Annotated in this window: 10 protein-coding genes and 1 tRNA gene; 4 read left to right on the top strand and 7 right to left on the bottom strand. The window is 72.3% G+C overall.

The annotated features are described in order from the left end of the window. Window positions 1-4 precede the first annotated feature (4 nt). On the bottom strand, window positions 5-910 hold the full coding sequence (locus tag ITJ68_RS07395) for a carbon-nitrogen hydrolase family protein (RefSeq protein ID WP_194660611.1): 906 nt from the start codon (window positions 908-910) through the stop codon (window positions 5-7). Between ITJ68_RS07395 and ITJ68_RS07390 the strand changes: the two genes are divergently transcribed. Further along, window positions 800-1,234 (top strand): aldo/keto reductase, encoded by a 435-nt coding sequence (locus ITJ68_RS07390; protein ID WP_194660834.1) that lies wholly within the window; start codon window positions 800-802, stop codon window positions 1,232-1,234. The two genes, ITJ68_RS07395 and ITJ68_RS07390, sit on opposite strands and share 111 nt — an antisense overlap. Window positions 1,235-1,388: 154 nt before the next feature. Here ITJ68_RS07390 and ITJ68_RS07385 read toward each other — a convergent pair. The 3 genes from ITJ68_RS07385 to ITJ68_RS07375 all read right to left on the bottom strand — a co-directional run bounded on the left by ITJ68_RS07385 (window position 1,389) and on the right by ITJ68_RS07375 (window position 5,873). Then, window positions 1,389-1,465, bottom strand: a tRNA-Met gene (locus ITJ68_RS07385). Between the two features lie 62 nt (window positions 1,466-1,527). Then, on the bottom strand, window positions 1,528-4,506 hold the full coding sequence (locus tag ITJ68_RS07380) for a UPF0182 family protein (RefSeq protein ID WP_194660610.1): 2,979 nt from the start codon (window positions 4,504-4,506) through the stop codon (window positions 1,528-1,530). Between the two features lie 257 nt (window positions 4,507-4,763). Beyond that, window positions 4,764-5,873: a PDZ domain-containing protein gene (locus tag ITJ68_RS07375; protein WP_194660609.1), complete on the bottom strand. Its 1,110-nt coding sequence runs from the start codon at window positions 5,871-5,873 to the stop codon at window positions 4,764-4,766. Window positions 5,874-6,024: 151 nt separating this feature from the next. Here ITJ68_RS07375 and ITJ68_RS07370 point away from each other — a divergent pair, with 151 nt between their 5' ends. Next, on the top strand, window positions 6,025-7,470 hold the full coding sequence (locus ITJ68_RS07370; protein ID WP_194660608.1) for a zinc-dependent metalloprotease: 1,446 nt from the start codon (window positions 6,025-6,027) through the stop codon (window positions 7,468-7,470). Between the two features lie 111 nt (window positions 7,471-7,581). Further along, window positions 7,582-8,439, top strand: a complete 858-nt coding sequence (locus tag ITJ68_RS07365) for a TOMM precursor leader peptide-binding protein (RefSeq protein ID WP_194660607.1) — start codon at window positions 7,582-7,584, stop codon at window positions 8,437-8,439. Here ITJ68_RS07365 and ITJ68_RS07360 read toward each other — a convergent pair. Together ITJ68_RS07360 and nudC are read right to left on the bottom strand one after the other, a co-directional pair. Beyond that, window positions 8,330-10,102: an ATP-dependent helicase gene (locus ITJ68_RS07360; RefSeq protein ID WP_323743245.1), complete on the bottom strand. Its 1,773-nt coding sequence runs from the start codon at window positions 10,100-10,102 to the stop codon at window positions 8,330-8,332. The two genes, ITJ68_RS07365 and ITJ68_RS07360, sit on opposite strands and share 110 nt — an antisense overlap. Beyond that, window positions 10,099-11,034 (bottom strand): NAD(+) diphosphatase, encoded by a 936-nt coding sequence (gene nudC / locus ITJ68_RS07355; RefSeq protein ID WP_194660606.1) that lies wholly within the window; start codon window positions 11,032-11,034, stop codon window positions 10,099-10,101. Before nudC ends, ITJ68_RS07360 begins: the two co-directional genes overlap by 4 nt. 119 nt (window positions 11,035-11,153) lie before the next feature. Here nudC and ITJ68_RS07350 point away from each other — a divergent pair, with 119 nt between their 5' ends. Next, window positions 11,154-12,152: a phosphotransferase gene (locus tag ITJ68_RS07350; protein ID WP_194660605.1), complete on the top strand. Its 999-nt coding sequence runs from the start codon at window positions 11,154-11,156 to the stop codon at window positions 12,150-12,152. 79 nt (window positions 12,153-12,231) lie between these two features. Here ITJ68_RS07350 and ITJ68_RS07345 read toward each other — a convergent pair whose 3' ends face one another. Beyond that, window positions 12,232-15,465 carry an ATP-dependent DNA helicase gene (locus tag ITJ68_RS07345; RefSeq protein WP_323743244.1) on the bottom strand — a complete coding sequence of 1,078 codons (3,234 nt, stop codon included), beginning with the start codon at window positions 15,463-15,465 and terminating at the stop codon, window positions 12,232-12,234. Window positions 15,466-15,474 lie beyond the last annotated feature (9 nt).

Genomic DNA, 15,474 nt, shown 5'->3' with positions numbered 1-15,474 from the left:
ACCGTCACGTCCGCGGTGCCCCGGCGGTCACGTCCGCGGCGCCTCGGACCGTCACGTCGTACCGCCGCAGTGACAGCGAGGGGTTCGTCCGCCGCACCCCGTCCGTGACGTCGGTGTCCACCGTGGTGACGAGCAGCCCCGGGGTCGACCCGAGCGCGGCGACGGCGACACCCGACGGGTCGAGGGCCACCGATCCCCCGATGCCGATCGGCGGCGCCTGGCCGACACCGACGACCCAGACGGTGTTCTCGATCGCGCGTGCCGTGAGCAGCGTCCGCCAGTGGTCTTCCTTGCCCGGCCCACGCACCCACTCGGCGGGCACGAGCACGACGTCGGCAGCGGCACCACCGGCGAGCACGCCATCCGCACCGGCACCGGCACCGGCACCGGCACCGGCACCGGCCGACCCTGCGACGAGCCGCCGGGTCACCTCGGGGAACCGCAGGTCGTAACAGGTCTCGAGACCGACCAGCACGCCGCCGAGCTCGAACACGGGCAGCTGCTCGGGGTCCCCCGCCTCGATCCGGTCGGACTCCCGCGACCCGAACGCGTCGTACAGGTGCACCTTCCGGTACGTGCACACGAGCGAGCCCTCGGGGTCGATCGCGACGAGCGTGTTGCGGAACCGCGCGGTGTCCGGGCCGGCCTCGGCCACCCCGACCACGAGCGCCACCCCGGTGCTCCGCGCGATCCGCCGGAGCCCGGTGACGAAGGGCCCGTCGAGCGGCTGCGCTGCCGCGACGAACCGGTCGTCGATGTCCGCCGTGAAGTACGACGTGTACTCGGGCGTCACCAGGAGCTGCGCGCCACGGGCCGCCGCGTCCTCCGCTGCCGCCCGCACGGTCTCGAGGTTCACGGCGGGGTCGTCCACGGGGGCGAACTGCGCCGCGGCGATGGTCAGTGTCGTCACCGAGCCAGGCTAACCGGGGCCACGACCGCGCGCGACGCCCGGGGTCCACGACCGCACGCCGCCGAGAACATCCGGCGGGCGAACGCGGTCCACCCGATCGCCGGCCTGACCGAACTGGCCGACGCGAAGGGCATCTCGCTCTCACAGCTCGCGCTGGCCTGGATCCTCGCGCAGCGGGACGACATCGTCCCGATCCCGGGATCGCGGAACCCCGGACGCGTCGCTGAGAACGTCGCCGCAGCAGCCGTGACCTTCACCGCAGAGGACCTCGAGCGGATCACGACGCTCGGGCACGGGGTCCGCGGCAGGCGCGCCACCGGCTGAGCCACAGACCGAGGCGCGACGCGACCAGGAGACGGACGGGAGGCTCCCCACCAGCTGGCAGGGAGCCTCCCGTCCGGAACGGCGTCCGGACGCAACACGCCCCACAACGCGAAGAAGCCCCGGTCCGTGAGGACCGGGGCTTCTCGTGTCGCGCTGGTTGCGGGGGCAGGATTTGAACCTACGACCTCTGGGTTATGAGCCCAGCGAGCTACCGAACTGCTCCACCCCGCGGCACGTTGATAAGCCTACACGGCAACGGGCGGGGTGCCAAATCGGCCACCCCGCCCGTGTCGTCAGTTGCCGGACGAGCCCGATTCCTCGGCTTCGACCGCGGCCTGGATCGCGTTCTGCAGGCGCTGGTCGGCCTCGGCGGCAGCGACGAGGTCGTTGTCGGCGTAGGCCTGCTGGCGGTCCTGCAGGGCAGCGCTGGCGTCGGCGAGCGCCTTCTGCACGGCGGGGTTGTCCGAGTCGGACGCCGACCCGCCGGTCGAACCGGTGCCCGAGGACGAACCCGAACCGGAGTCCGAGTTCCCGTTGTCCGAACCGTTGTCGGTGCCGGTGTCGGAACCGCCCGCAGCCGCGCCCTGGTCACCTGCGGCCGCACCGGAGTCACCACCGAACAGCTGGTTGAGCGCCTCGTCGAGGGTGTCCTCGAACGCGATCTTGTCGCCGAAAGCCACCAGGACCTTCTGCAGCAGCGGGTAGGAGCCACTGGACGTCGACTGCACGTAGACGGGCTGCACGTAGAGGAACCCACCACCGACGGGCAGCGTCAGCAGGTTGCCCTGCTTGACGGTGCTGTTGCCGCGCTTCAGGATGTTCAGCTCCTGCGACACCGTGGTGTCGGAGTTGAACAGGTTCTGCACCTGCAGCGGACCCGGGATGTTGTCGGTCTTGGGGATCGTCAGCAGCGTGAGCTTGCCGTAGCCCGACGCCCGCTTGCCCTCGCCGGCGCCGCCGGCGTCGGAGTCGACGGCGAGGTACCCGGTCAGCACGTTCCGCGCGTTCGAGCCCGTCTGCTGCGGGATGTACGTCGTGTAGAGCGAGTACGCGGTCCCCTGCCCCGGCACCTTCATCGTCAGGTAGTACGGGTCCTGCAGGTTGGCCCGTGCCGCGGACGTCTGGGTGCCCAACGCGGTCGTCGTCGTCGTGGTGTTCGCCGCCGTCGTGTCGGCGTCGTTCGACCCGCTCGTCGGCTCGGTGGGCGTCGTCCAGGCGTCGTCACCCGAGTAGAACGAGTTGGCGTTGGTGACGTGGTACGTCCCGAGGATCGAGCGCTGCACCTTGAACAGGTCGGTCGGGTACCGGACGTGGTCGAGCAGGTCGGCGCTCATCGCGGAGACCGGCTTGAGCGACGTCGGGAAGACCTTCTGCCACGTCTTCAGGACCGGGTCCTTCGTGTCCCACGTGTAGAGGGTCACCTTGCCCGTGTAGGCGTCGACCGTGGCCTTCACCGAGTTGCGGATGTAGTTGACCTGGTCGGTGCGGAACGTCGAGGACTCGGTGCCGTTGATGCTGTCGGCGAGGCTCTGGCTCTGCGAGTACGGGTACGCGTCCGAGGTCGAGTAGCCGTCGACGATCCACTGCAGGCGGTGGTTCACGATCGCCGGGTAGGCGTCGCTGTCGAGCGTCAGGTACGGCGCGACCTTCTGCACACGGGTGATCGGGTTGCGGTCGTACAGGATCTGCGAGTCCTTGTTCACCGCGTTCGAGAGCAGGATCTGCTCCGACTGGAACTTCGCCGCGTAGACGAGCCGGTTGAAGAAGTTGCCGATCGACGGCCCGCCGTCGCCCTTGTAGGTCGTCGTCGCGTTGCCGCCGTTGTCGTCGTCCGAGCCGGACGGGTAGTCGAGCTCGACGTTCTTCGAACCCTCGGGCGCACCGACGATCGAGTAGCCGGGCGAGGTCTCGCCGAAGTACACGCGCTGCTGGTAGTCGCCGAGGGCCCCGGTGGACGGGATGCCGGACTCGAGGAACACCGGCTTGCCGTCGCTGGCGCGCTGGTTGCCGTAGGCCGCCGCGACGCCGTAGCCGTGCGTGTAGACGAACGTGCGGTTGTACTGCGTGTTCGCCTTGGCGCTCAGGCCGTCGAGGTCGATGTCGCGGACCGCGATCACGGTGTCCTCGGTCTGGCCCTTGATCTGGTAGCGGTCGACGTCGAGCTCCGACGGGAACTTGTAGTACTGCCGCGACTGCTGCAGCTGGCTGAACGTGTCGGACACGATCTTCGGGTCGATCAGGCGGATGTTCGCCGTGGTCTGGGCGTCCTGCGCGAGGGCTCCGGTGGACGGCGAGGTGGTGGCGTCGTAGTTCGACTCCTTCACCCCGGACACGTCGTAGGCGTCTCGCGTGGCGTCGATGTTCCGCTGGATGTACGCGGACTCGAACGACCGCTCGCTCGGGGCCACCTGCAGGCGCTGGACGATCCACGGGTAGATGCCGCCGATGACGATCGCGGAGACGAGCAGCAGCCCGGTGCCGACGATCGAGATGCGCCAGCGGCCGATGACCGCCGTGACGATGAAGAGCAGGGCGACGATCGCCGCGATGCCCGCCATGATCTCGCGACCGGGGATCGTGGCGTTGACCTCGGTGTACTGCGCACCGGTGATGAGCGAGTTGTTCTTGGTCAGGGCGGCGTACTGGTCGAGCCACAGGCTGACGGCCTGCAGCGCGATGTACAGCGCGGCCGTGATCGCGAGCTGCACGCGGGCGGCGCGGGAGATCCGGACCTCTCGCCCCCCGAAGCGCATGGCGCCGTAGAGGTAGCACGCGGCGAGCGCGGCGAGCCCGGCGATGAGGACCACCGCGGACGAGTAGGCCACGACGGAGCGCCAGAACGGCAGCTCGAAGACGTAGAAGCCGATGTCCAGGCCGAACTGCGGGTCCTTCTTGCCGAAGGGGGTCCGGTTGAAGTACTCCAGGACCATGCTCCAGCGCGGAGCGGTCGCGAGTCCGGCGAAGATGCCGAGGACGACCGGGATGCCGATCATGACGACACGGCGCAGCGGTTCGATGACCTGCTGGTAGCGGTCGAGCTGGGACCCGAGCTTGGCGTAGACCGGTCGGAACCGGAACGCGAACAGGATGCTCAGGTACACCGGCACGGCCATGCCCAGGAACCCGGCGAAGAACATCACCGCCCCCGCGATCCACCGCGTGGTCAGCACCTGCTGGAAGCCGAGCTGCGCGAACCACGCGTAGTCGGTGTACAGGCTGGCGAAGATGAAGAAGGCGATCACCAGTGCGGCCAGCACGATGATCGTGACCACGATCGGGACACGCGGCGAACGCCGGCCCGCAGTGGACGAGGTGGACGAGGTTGTCGTCACGTGATGTGCTCCAGACGTGTCGGACCGGCCGGCCCGGCGCACCGGGCCGTCAGTCCCACGATCCTATGGGACGTCACCGACAGAGAACCTGTACCCGACCTCAGGAAGGCCCCCCGATCCTCCCCTCCGGTCTGGAGGCTCGGTGCATGTCACCGACGCCGGTCCCGTCGACGGGACCCGCGGCCTGGGACCGGCGGTCAGCGACCGCAGGTGGCCAGGCCGGCCGTGCTCTTCCCGCTCGCGATCGTGCCGAGGTCGGAGACCGCCTGGTCCAGGGTCTTCACGGCGTAGACGTCGAGTCCGTCGGGGACGTGACCGACGACCTCGTCGCAGTTCGACGCCGGGGCGAGGAACACGGTCGCTCCCGCCGCCTTCGCGCCGTAGAGCTTCTGGCGGATGCCGCCGATGGGGCCGACCTCGCCGCCGGCGGTGATCGTGCCGGTGCCGGCGACGTGCTTGCCGCCGTTGAGCTTGCCCGGGGTGATCTCGTCGATGATCCCGAGGGCGAACATCATGCCGGCGCTCGGGCCGCCGACGTCCTGCAGCTTGATGGTCACGTCGAACGGGAAGTCGTACCGCTCCACGACGCCGACCCCGAGCAGGGCGGTGCCGTCCTGCTCGACCGGGGTGACCTCGACCTGGCGGGTGGCGTCGCCGCGACGGACCGTCACGCTGGCCGGGCTGGCGGTCCCGTGGTCGGCGACGAGTCCGCGGAGCGTCGTGGCGTCCGCGTTCGTCGTCAGGGGCGTGCCGTCGAACGCGGTGATGACGTCGCCCTTGCGGATCGGGCCGTCCGCCGGGGAGCCCTCTGCGACGGTGCCGACCTCGAGCGTGGTGGGGATCCGCTCCCCCTGGTGGATGAGGGCCGCGGCGACGGCGGACTGCTGGGAGTTCGTCATGTCGGCGGCGTCCTGCTTGTCGACCTGCTCGGTCGTCGTGCCGGGCGGGTAGATCGCCGAGGCGGGGACCACTGCCTGCGACTTCGTGAAGAGCGCGCGGATGACGCTCGTCCACGGGGGTCGCTGTGTCGCCGTGCCCTGGACGCTGACGGTGAGCATGTCGAGCGCGCCGGCGGTCGGGTAGGTCTGGTGGCCGTCGACCTCGATGAGCTCGACGTCCTTCGCGTCCTTGCCGGTCCCCTGCTCCTGCGTGCCGATCGTGTTGAAGACCGGGCCGGGCAGCTCGATGACGTACGGGCTCGGCAGCACGCTCGCCACGATCGCCAGCACGACGGCGCCGACGACGAACGTCCAGCCGATGGTCCGACGGCGGGAGCGGCGGCGGGGAGCGGTCGCGAAGATGGTCAACGGGGTCCTTCCGGCAGGGTGCTCGGGAGCTGTCGGCCCGGTCGTCACCGACCGGTCGTCGACGGGCTGTTCGCCCTGGGCGCACCCGCAGGAGCGTTCCCACGGGGCCGTCCCAGGCGCGGTCCCACGAGCAGCGATTAGCGTAGTCGGCATGCCTGATGAACCGCAGCCGGGGCCGGACGACGACTTCCAGGAGATGCTCCGCAAGCTCCTCGCCGGAGAGGGCCAGATCGACCCGTCGCAGCTCGCGGGTGCCGCTGGCCTGCCGAACGACCCGGCCTTCGTGGCCAACCTGATGAGCCAGCTGCAGCGCGCGGCGCAGAACGGCGGCGACGGCATCGACTTCACGGTGACGGCCGAACGCGCCACCGCGATCGCGAAGGACGGCGCCCACGGCATCGACCCGGCGACCAGCCAGGCGAGCGTGCAGGCCTTCCAGGTCGCGGCGCTGTGGCTCGACGAGGTCACCACCGTCGCGGAGCTCACCGCCACCCCGAGCCTCTTCACGCGCGAGCAGTGGGCGAAGGCGACCGCGCCCGTGTGGACGCAGATCGCCGAACCCGTGGCCGCGAGCATCGCCGGTGCCCTGACCGAGGCGATCGACCAGCGCGCACCCGAGGAGCTGAAGGCGATGCTCGGCGACGTCTCGAAGGCCATGCGCGGCGTCGGCGGAGCGCTCTTCGCGATCCAGCTCGGCCAAGTCGTCGGCCAGCTCTCGAAAGAGGTGGTGTCCGGCGGTGACGTCGGCGTGCCCCTCCTCGACGAGCAGGTCGCCGCGCTCCTGCCGCAGAACGTCGCCGAGTTCGCCGAGGGCCTCGACGTCCCCGAGGACGAGGTCCGCATCTACCTCGCCGTCCGCGAGCTCGCCCACGCCCGGCTGTTCCGCTCGGCGCGCTGGCTGCGACTGCACATCATCTCCTCCATCACCGAGTACGCCCGTGGCATCCAGATCCCGTTCGACCGGGTCGAGGAGCTCGCGGCCGACATCGACCCCACCGACCAGGAGCAGCTCCGCGACGCCCTCGCGTCCGGCGCGCTGATCCCGCCGCGCACCCCCGAGCAGGACGCCGCGCTGGCCCGCCTCGAGACGATGCTCGCCCTGGTCGAGGGCTGGGTCGACACCGTCACCGCCGCGGCCACGGCGCGCCTGCCCCGGTCGGGCGCGATCGCCGAGACCGTCCGCCGCCGCCGGGCAGCAGGCGGCCCGGCCGAGTCCGCGTTCGCCACGCTGGTCGGCCTCGAACTCCGCCCCCGTCGACTGCGCGAGGCCGCGGCGATGTGGCAGCGGGTCACCGACGAGCTCGGCGCCGAGCAGCGGGACGCCCTGTGGGAGCACTTCGACCTGGTGCCGACGTCCGAGGACGTCGATGCCCCGGACGCGCTCGTCGCGCGGCTCCGGAACCCCGGGCACACCCAGGAGGACGACGAGTTCGACCGGGCGCTCGAGGACCTGTTGAACGACGCCACCGGCTCCCGTCCGCGTGAGGACGAGTCCGGCGGGATCGACGACGAGCCCGGCGACGGTCCGGACGCGACCGGTCCGGACGCGACCGGTCCGGACGCGACCGGTCCGGCGCCCGACACCGGCTCGCGCTGACCCGACCGGGAGGCCCTGGTCGGCTCCGGCGGTCGGCTGGTGGTCCGGCGGGTTCTCCACAGATCCCCCGGCGACCGCCCGTCGGCTCCTCGCGTCCGCCACGGTGGACGCATGGGCATCCGCATCGACCCGTCGCTCGAGTTCGTCTGGCGTGACCCGGCGACCGTCCAGCTCGGCGTCGACCCGCCGCGTGCCGTGATCGGCGTGCCGACCACGGCCGAGGAGCGCTTCCTCTGCGCCCTCCGGCGGGAGACCAGCCGAGACGCCCTCTCCGGCCTCGCGGCGAGTGTCCGGTGTCGACCCGAGGTGGCGGCGCAGGTGCTCGGTGCGGCGTCCCCGGCGGTGCTCGACATGCTGCCGGAGCCGCTCACCCGGGTGGAGGTCCACGGCACCGGTGACCTCGCGTCGACCCTCGACGCCTTCCTCACGGGCGAGGGCATCACCGTCGTCCGCACCGCTGCTCCCCGCGGCGGTCCCGTCGCGCTGCCGGACCCGGAACCGCGTGTCGCCGTCGTCGTCGCGGACCACGTCGTGGACCCGGCCCTCCGCTCGGCCTGGACACGACGCGGCACACCGCACCTGCCGGTCGTGGTGGGCGACGGTCGGGTCCGCGTGGGGCCGCTCGTCGTGCCGGGCAGCGGCCCGTGCCTGCAGTGCCTGGAGTACGCGCACGTCGACGACGACCCGGCGTGGCCCGCGATCGCCGCGCAGGTCTGGGGACGTCCCGCGGCGCCGCTGTCCCCGTGGCGCTCCGGAGCGGTCGCGGCGGCGGTCACGCGGTCGGTGGTCGAGCTCCTGCCGCGCGCCACGGTGGCCCCGGGCACCGACCAGCTCGTGTTCGAGCGGGACGACCTGTCGGTCAGCCGCCGACCGGTGCGCCCGCACCCGCGGTGTGCGTGTCGAGCGCTGCCAGGAACCGACTCGGCGCCCGGGACCCCCCGCGCGACGACCCCTGCCGTGACCACGTGACGGTCACGGTGCGACGCGCTCGGGTCAGGCCGACGTAGAACAGACGGCGTTCCTCGTCGACCTCGTCCTCGGTGGTGGCGTGCGAGATCGGCAGCAGGCCCTCGGCGGCGCCGACGATCATCACGTTCTCCCACTCCAGGCCCTTGGACGAGTGCAGCGTCGCGAGCGTGACGGCGTCGAGCTCGGGCTCGTGGTGCGTCGCGGCGCGGTCGACCAGGTCCTGCGTGAACTCCTGCATGCTCGTACCGGCGGGGGCGTCCTCGGCGAGGCCCATGATCGCCTGCAGGGCCTCCCACTGCTCGCGGACGGCGCCGGTGCCCTCGGGTGCGGTGGGGGTCCATCCGCTGACCTGCAGCACCAGGCCGACGCGGCGCGTGAGCTCGTCGTCCGTCTGGCGGATCGCCTCGCCGCGCATGTGGTGCACGGCGAGCTTGACCTCGGGTCGGTCGAAGAACCGGGTGCCGCCCTGCACGCGGTACGGGATCCCGGCGCGACCGAGCGCTGCCTCGAGCGCGGCGGACTGCGCCCCGACGCGGAACAGCACCGCGCAGTCGCCGTACGCCGACCCGGCCTGCACGAGCTCGGTGATGTGCCGGGAGACCGTGGCGGCCTCGTCGCCGTCGTGCACGCAGGGCAGGACGACGGGCGCCGGGCCCGGTTCGGTCTGCTGCGCGGCGAGGTCGAGCGCACCGGGACGCCCGCGCATCAGGGCGTTGGCGGCGTGCACGACCTCGCGCGTGGAGCGGTAGTTCCGTTCCAGGCGCAGGACGGACCCGCGCGGGAACTCGGAGCCGAACCCGAGCAGGTACCGGCTCGACGCCCCCGCGAACGAGTAGATGGTCTGGCTGGCGTCCCCGACGACGCAGAGGTCCTGCCGGTCGCCGAGCCAGGCGCGGAGCAGGTCGTGCTGCACGGGCGAGACGTCCTGGTACTCGTCGACCACGAAGAACCGGTACTGCTGCCGGACGTAGCTGGCGACCCGCGGCTCGGACTCGACCATGCCGAGCGTCGCGAGCAGCACGTCCTCGAAGTCGAGCTGACGGCGGTCGTCCTTCAACCGCTCGTACGCGCGCATCAGGTCGATGACCCGGGACGGCGAGGTCTCGCGGGGCATCACCCGGTCGGCGGCGGCGGCCTCGTACTCGTCGTACGTCAGGCGCTGCACCTTGCGCCACTCGACCTCCCCCGCCAGGTCGCGCAGCACGGGCTTGTCGACGCGCATGCCGACGGTGTCCGCCGCGTGGGCGATGATCCGCGCCTTCGACTCGACGATCTTCGGGGCGTGCCCGCCGACCGTGTCCGGCCAGAAGTAGCTGAGCTGGGACATCGCGGCCGCGTGGAAGGTGCGCGCCTGCACCGCTCCGGCACCGAGGGCCCGCAGGCGCGAACGCAGTTCACCGGCGGCGCGGGTGGTGAAGGTCAGCGCCAGGACGTGGTTCGGCGAGTACGTGCCCGTCGCCACCCCGTACGCGATCCGGTGTGTGATCGCCCGGGTCTTGCCGGTGCCCGCACCCGCGAGGACCGCGACCGGGCCGAGCAGGGTCGTCGCGACCGTGCGCTGTTCCGCGTCGAGCGCGGCGAGCAGGGCCTCGGGCGACGGCGGCTGTGGCAGGGGGCGCGGCTGGGACTGCGGCTGCGCGCCCGACGGTGGGCCTGGGTTCACGGCAGGTCCAGCGGGGCGCCGTACCACTCCTCGATGATCGCCCGCGCGATGGACGTCCGACCGGGCAGCATCAGGGTGGTCCCGGCGCGCTCGCGGATCTCGTCCCGCGAGAACCACCGGACGTCGAGGATCTCCACGCCGTCCGGGCGGACGGTGGACGGGTCGCCGTCGAGGGCCCTGGCACGGAAGCCGACCATCAGCGACGCCGGGAAGGGCCAGGGCTGCGATCCGAGGTACTCGGGTTCCTCGACGTGCACGCCGGACTCCTCGTGGACCTCGCGGCGGACGGCGTCCTCGAGCGACTCCCCCGGTTCGACGAAGCCGGCGAGCAGCGAGTAGCGGTCGTCGTCCCACGCGGCGTTCGAGCCGAGCAGGATGCGGTCGTCACGGTCGGTCACGCCGACGATCACCGCGGCGTCGGTGCGCGGGAAGAGCTCGTGGCCCTGGTCGTCGCGGCGCACCCAGCCACCGGTGACGACCTCGGTGTCGGAGCCGGTGCGGGGCGAGAAGCCGTGCACCGCGTGCCAGTTCGCCATCGCCACGGCCTCGACCGCCAGGCCCTGGTCACGAGCGGACAGCTCCGTGCCGAACATCCGCAGGTTCTCCCAGACGTCAGTGTCCGGCTCGATCCGGGCAGCGGTGTCGGCGTCGACGAGCGCGGCGACGAAGCGGGTGCCCGCGGGGGCGTCGGCCGCGTCGGACAGGGAGCGTCCGAGGTAGACCAGCGGCGCGGACTCCGGGACGGACTCGGCGGGGACGAACCGCAGCGTGCCGTCGGCGTTGCGCAGCATCGCGGCACCGTGCACGGGCAGGAACTGCGTCGAGGGGTCTTCGCGCAGGACCCGTCCGAGGTCGGGGGTGCTGCGGTACTCGGCATCGCGGTCGAGCTCGTTGCGGGCGAGCGGCAGCCGGGCGGCGAACTCCTCGGTCACAGGGTGGCTCCTCGGGTCGGGATCGAAGCGGCTCGCACTCGGCGAGCCGACGGCGGGCATCCGGTCGGGCCAGCGTGGCGCGCACCGTTCGTGACGCCGGCGGACCTACCCTGTGGGGCATGGCGGGATCCCAGTTCACTCTAGCGGCGTTGGCGACGACGACCGTCCCCGGACTCGAGGTCACGGGCACACGCACGCTCGGCTCGGTCGCCTCTGGCGACTACGAGTCGGCGCTCCTCCACGACTCCGAGGGCCGCGCGTCGGTGATCCGGCGTCCGCGCAACCAGCGGGCGGAGGCCCGGCAGTCAGCCGACCTCCTCGCGATCCGGGCGCTGAGCGCCGGGATCAGGTCGCGCCTCCCGTTCGCCGTCCCGGAGTACCGCGGACAGGCGCCCGTCGGGTCGACCCGCGCCATCCTCACCACGTACGTCCCCGGCGCGCACCCCGCCCTCGGCACGCTCGCGGAGCGTCCCGAGCTCGCGACCAGCGTCGGACGCGCGATCGCCGCCGTCCACGTCCTGCCCACCAGCTTCGTGACCGACGCCGGCCTGCCGTCCCTCACCCCGTTCGAGGTCCTGCGCTCCGCCGTGTCCGTGATGGACCGCGCGGTCGCGACCAAGCTCGTCCCCGCCGCCCTGCAGGAGCGCTGGGAGGGCGCAGCCCGTGACCAGCAGCTCTGGCAGTTCACCCCGACCGTGGTGCACGGTGCCCTCGGCACCGAGGCCCTGCTCGTCGACGGCGACGAGGTCACCGGCGTGCTCGGCTGGGGCGAACTGCGGCTCGGCGACCCGGCCAAGGACCTGGCCTGGGTGCTCCCCGGCCGGCGTGAGGCCTTCGCCACCGTCCTCGCCGCGTACGAGGCGAACGGTGGCGGTCGCGACCGCCAGCTCGCCCAGCGGGCGCGGGTGTACCACGAGCTCGAGACCGCGCAGTGGCTGCTGCACGGGGTGCAGGCGAAGAGCACGGAGGTGGTCGACGACGCCGTCGCGATGATGCACCGCCTGGTCGACGCCGTGCACGCGCCCTCGGCGGCGCCGCTGCAGTCGGTCTCCCCCGAGACGATGGAGATCGGCGAGGTCGAGCAGCTGCTGACGTCGACGGAGCGTCGGCACGGCTAGACGCCGTTCCTCCGGCTGACACGTTCCGTCCGGCTGGCACGGCCTGGAGGCCCGGGGCGCGTCCGCCCCGCCGGTCCGGTCAGCCCACGGCCTGCTGCCAGGCCCGCTCGAGTCCGGCGCGGTCGAGCAGTTCCCGGGGCCGGACCTCGAGGTCGTCGGCCACGAAGTAGAACACGGCGTCGACCTGGTCGATCGGGCGTCCGGTGAACTCGGCGTACGCGACCCGGTACAGCGCCAGCTGGAGCTGCCGCTGCTCGAGGTCTGCCACCCCGGACGGCGCCGTCCCCGTCTTCCAGTCGACGACCTCGATGCGGCCGTCGATCTCGTAGACGGCGTCGAGCTTGCAGACGACGCTGTGGCCGAGGAACGGGATGTGGATCTCGCGCTCGACCTCGACCGGCGTCAGCGCCGCCCAGCGCGACCGGGCGAACGTGGCCTGGAACTCGCCGAGCCGGTGGGCGTCGTCGTCACTGACGACCGCGTCCGTCGGGGTCGTCGTGCCCTCGTCCGGGTCGAGGTCGAGTTCGCCGTCCCACACGTCGAGGGTCTCGAGCGCACCGCCGGACCGACCGCGGGTCTCGACCCACTGGTGGAACAGCGTGCCGAGACGGGTGGCGCGGTAGGGACGCTCGGGCATCGGGCGCCGGAGCCGCTCGGCCACCGCGTCCGGGGCGGTGAGGTAGTCCTTGAAGCCCGACGCCGGGACACGGTGCGGCACCACGACCCGGTGCTTGGCGGACCGGGCCGCGCGGCGCTCCGCGAGCAGCAGGTCGATGTCCGCCGCGTACCGGCCGGACGCGCCCGGGTTCGCGTTCCGCACCCGGTCGGCAGCGGCCAGCACGCGAGGTGCCCGGTCGCCGAACGGCACGTGCGGCCAGGTCTGGGTCGCGCCGGCGTCCCCGAGGGGGTTGGACTCGTGGGTCGTGGTCTCCGGGATCGCCGACGACGGCAGCACGTCGGCCTCGACGAGGTCCGCGAGGTACCGGCTGGGCATCGTGGGCTTCACGCCGCCGGCCCAGAACGAACCGCTGACCAGGAGCTCGTGCCGTGACCGGGTCAGGGCGACGTAGGTCAGGCGGCGTTCCTCGTCCTCGTTGCGGGCCTTGACCTCGTCCTTGAAGGCCTCGATCGCCAGGGTGACGTCCTTCTGCGAGTCGTGCCCGCGCCAGGCCAGTCGTGGGAGCTCGTCGGCGTCGCCGCGGAACTCGTACGGCAGGCGTCCGAACCCGATCCAGCCGGAGGAGCCCTCCTGCGGCCGGGCGGGCAGCGCGCCCTCGACCATCCTGGGGACCGCGACGGCGTCCCACTCCAGGCCCTTCGACCCGTGGATCGTCAGGATCTGCACCGTGCCGCCCTCGGGTTCCTCGGACCGCGGCCCCATGTCGTCGCGGCGCGCGGCGGCGTCGACCCAGCCGAGGAAGGCGCCGAGGTCCGCACGGTCGTCCGTGCCGACGAACCCGGCGAGCTCGTCGACGAAGGCGTCGAGGTAGGCGCTGCTGCCCTGCTCGTGCGCTGCGACCTCGATGTCGAGGTGCATCTCCTGGATCACGAGCGTGACGAAGTCGACGAGGTCCCCCGCGGCGCGGGACCGGAGCGCCGCGAGCTGCTGGCCGAGCCGACGCATGCGGTCACGCCCGGCGTCCGTGATGCCCTGCAGGGCGCCGTGGTCGTCGGGGGCGACGGCCACGAAGTCGAGCGCGTCGACCACGGAGCCGTGCTCCCCCGCCGCGACCGAGGCCCGGAACGCGGCGGTCACGTCGTCGTCGAGGCGCTGCTGGGTGTGGTCGCGCTTGAACAGCCAACTCGCGAGCGCGTGCAGCGCCGCCACGTCAGCAGCGCCGACGCGCCACCGGGCCCCGGCGAGCAACCGGATGAGGTCGTTGCCGGCAGCCGGGTCGTGGAGGACCCGCAGGCACGCCACCAGGTCCACGATCTCCGGTCGCTGCAGCAGCCCACCGGTACCGAGGACGTGGAACGGCACGCCACGGTGCGTGAACGCGGCGGTGAAGGCGGCCAGGTCCTTCCGCGCCCGCAGCAGGAGCGCCATCGACCCGGACGGGTTGCGCCGTCGGTGGTCCTCGAACCACGCGGCCACCGCGAGTGCCTCGTCCGGGAGGGTCTCGGTGAAGACGACGTCGACCGTGCCGTCGTCGGCACCCGGCCGCGGGGACAGGCGCTCGACGTCGACCTCTGAGGCCTCGGACAGCGGTGCGACGACGGCGTTCGCGGCGGCGAGGACGTCGACCGGGTTCCGCCAGCTCGTCGACAACGCGAACGTGTGGGCCGTCTGCTCCCCGTCACCACCGAAGTCACGGGGGAACCGGGCGAGGTTCGCGGCGCTCGCCCCGCGGAAGCCGTAGATCGACTGGTGCGGGTCGCCGACCGCCATCACCGCGTGCTCGCGGAAGAGCCGGGCGAGGAACCGGGTCTGCACGACCGAGGTGTCCTGGTACTCGTCGAGGAGCACGACGCGGAAGCGCTGCCGCAGGTCCGACACGACGCGCGGGGCCGCCTCGGCAGCGGCGAGGGCGAGGGCGATCTGGTCGGAGAACTCGACGAAGCCCCGGTCGACCTTCTGCCGTCGGAACTCCGCGACCAGGTCGGTCAGGGGCTCGAGCGCGCCGATCGCCGAGACGGCAGCGGTGACCGCGGCGTAGGGCTTGCCACGGTTGCCCGGCAGTTCGAGCAGCTCGGAGAACTCGATGGCGAACCGGCGCAGCTGCTCGGGTTCGACGAGGTGCTCGGACGCGGCGCCGGCGAGCGACACGACCGCCGCGGTGATGGTGTCGACGTTCCGGTCGAGTCCGGCGAGGCGGTCGTCCCGCGCCGCCACGACCACGCGGCGTGCGAGCTGCCAGGCCGACGGCTCGGTGAGCACCTGCGACTCGCCGTCACGGCCGACGAGCAGCGCGTTCTCACGGAAGACGCTGTTCGCGAAGGCGTTGTAGGTGGAGACCGTCGGCGCTTCGAAGGCGTCGCCCGGGGCGATCAGGCCAGCGTCCTCGAGCGCGCGGATCCGGTCGTTGATGCGGATCGAGAGCTCGCCGGCGGCCTTGCGGGTGAACGTCAGCCCGAGGACCTGGTCCGGGCGCACCAGGCCGTTCGCCAGGAGCCAGACGACGCGGGACGCCATCGTCTCCGTCTTGCCGCTGCCGGCTCCGGCGACGACGAGCGCCGGCGCCAGGGGGGACTCGATCACGGCCCGCTGCTGCGCGGTCGGGCGGGGGCGGCCGAGTGCGTCGGCGATGGTGTCCGCGTCGCGCGTGGGCGGTGTCGTCGTCTCCGACTCCGTGGCTGTCGCTGCGGTCGTCACGACCAGGTC

Source organism: Curtobacterium sp. VKM Ac-1395 (assembly GCF_015350975.1).
Classification (GTDB): domain Bacteria; phylum Actinomycetota; class Actinomycetes; order Actinomycetales; family Microbacteriaceae; genus Curtobacterium.
This window is presented reverse-complemented; position numbering and strand designations above follow the sequence as displayed.

Coding starts and splice junctions, on each gene's coding strand:
- ITJ68_RS07350 (WP_194660605.1), top strand. CDS start 11,154: ATGGCGGGATCCCAGTTCACTCTAGCGGCGTTGGCGACGACGACCGTC.
- ITJ68_RS07370 (WP_194660608.1), top strand. CDS start 6,025: ATGCCTGATGAACCGCAGCCGGGGCCGGACGACGACTTCCAGGAGATG.
- ITJ68_RS07365 (WP_194660607.1), top strand. CDS start 7,582: ATGGGCATCCGCATCGACCCGTCGCTCGAGTTCGTCTGGCGTGACCCG.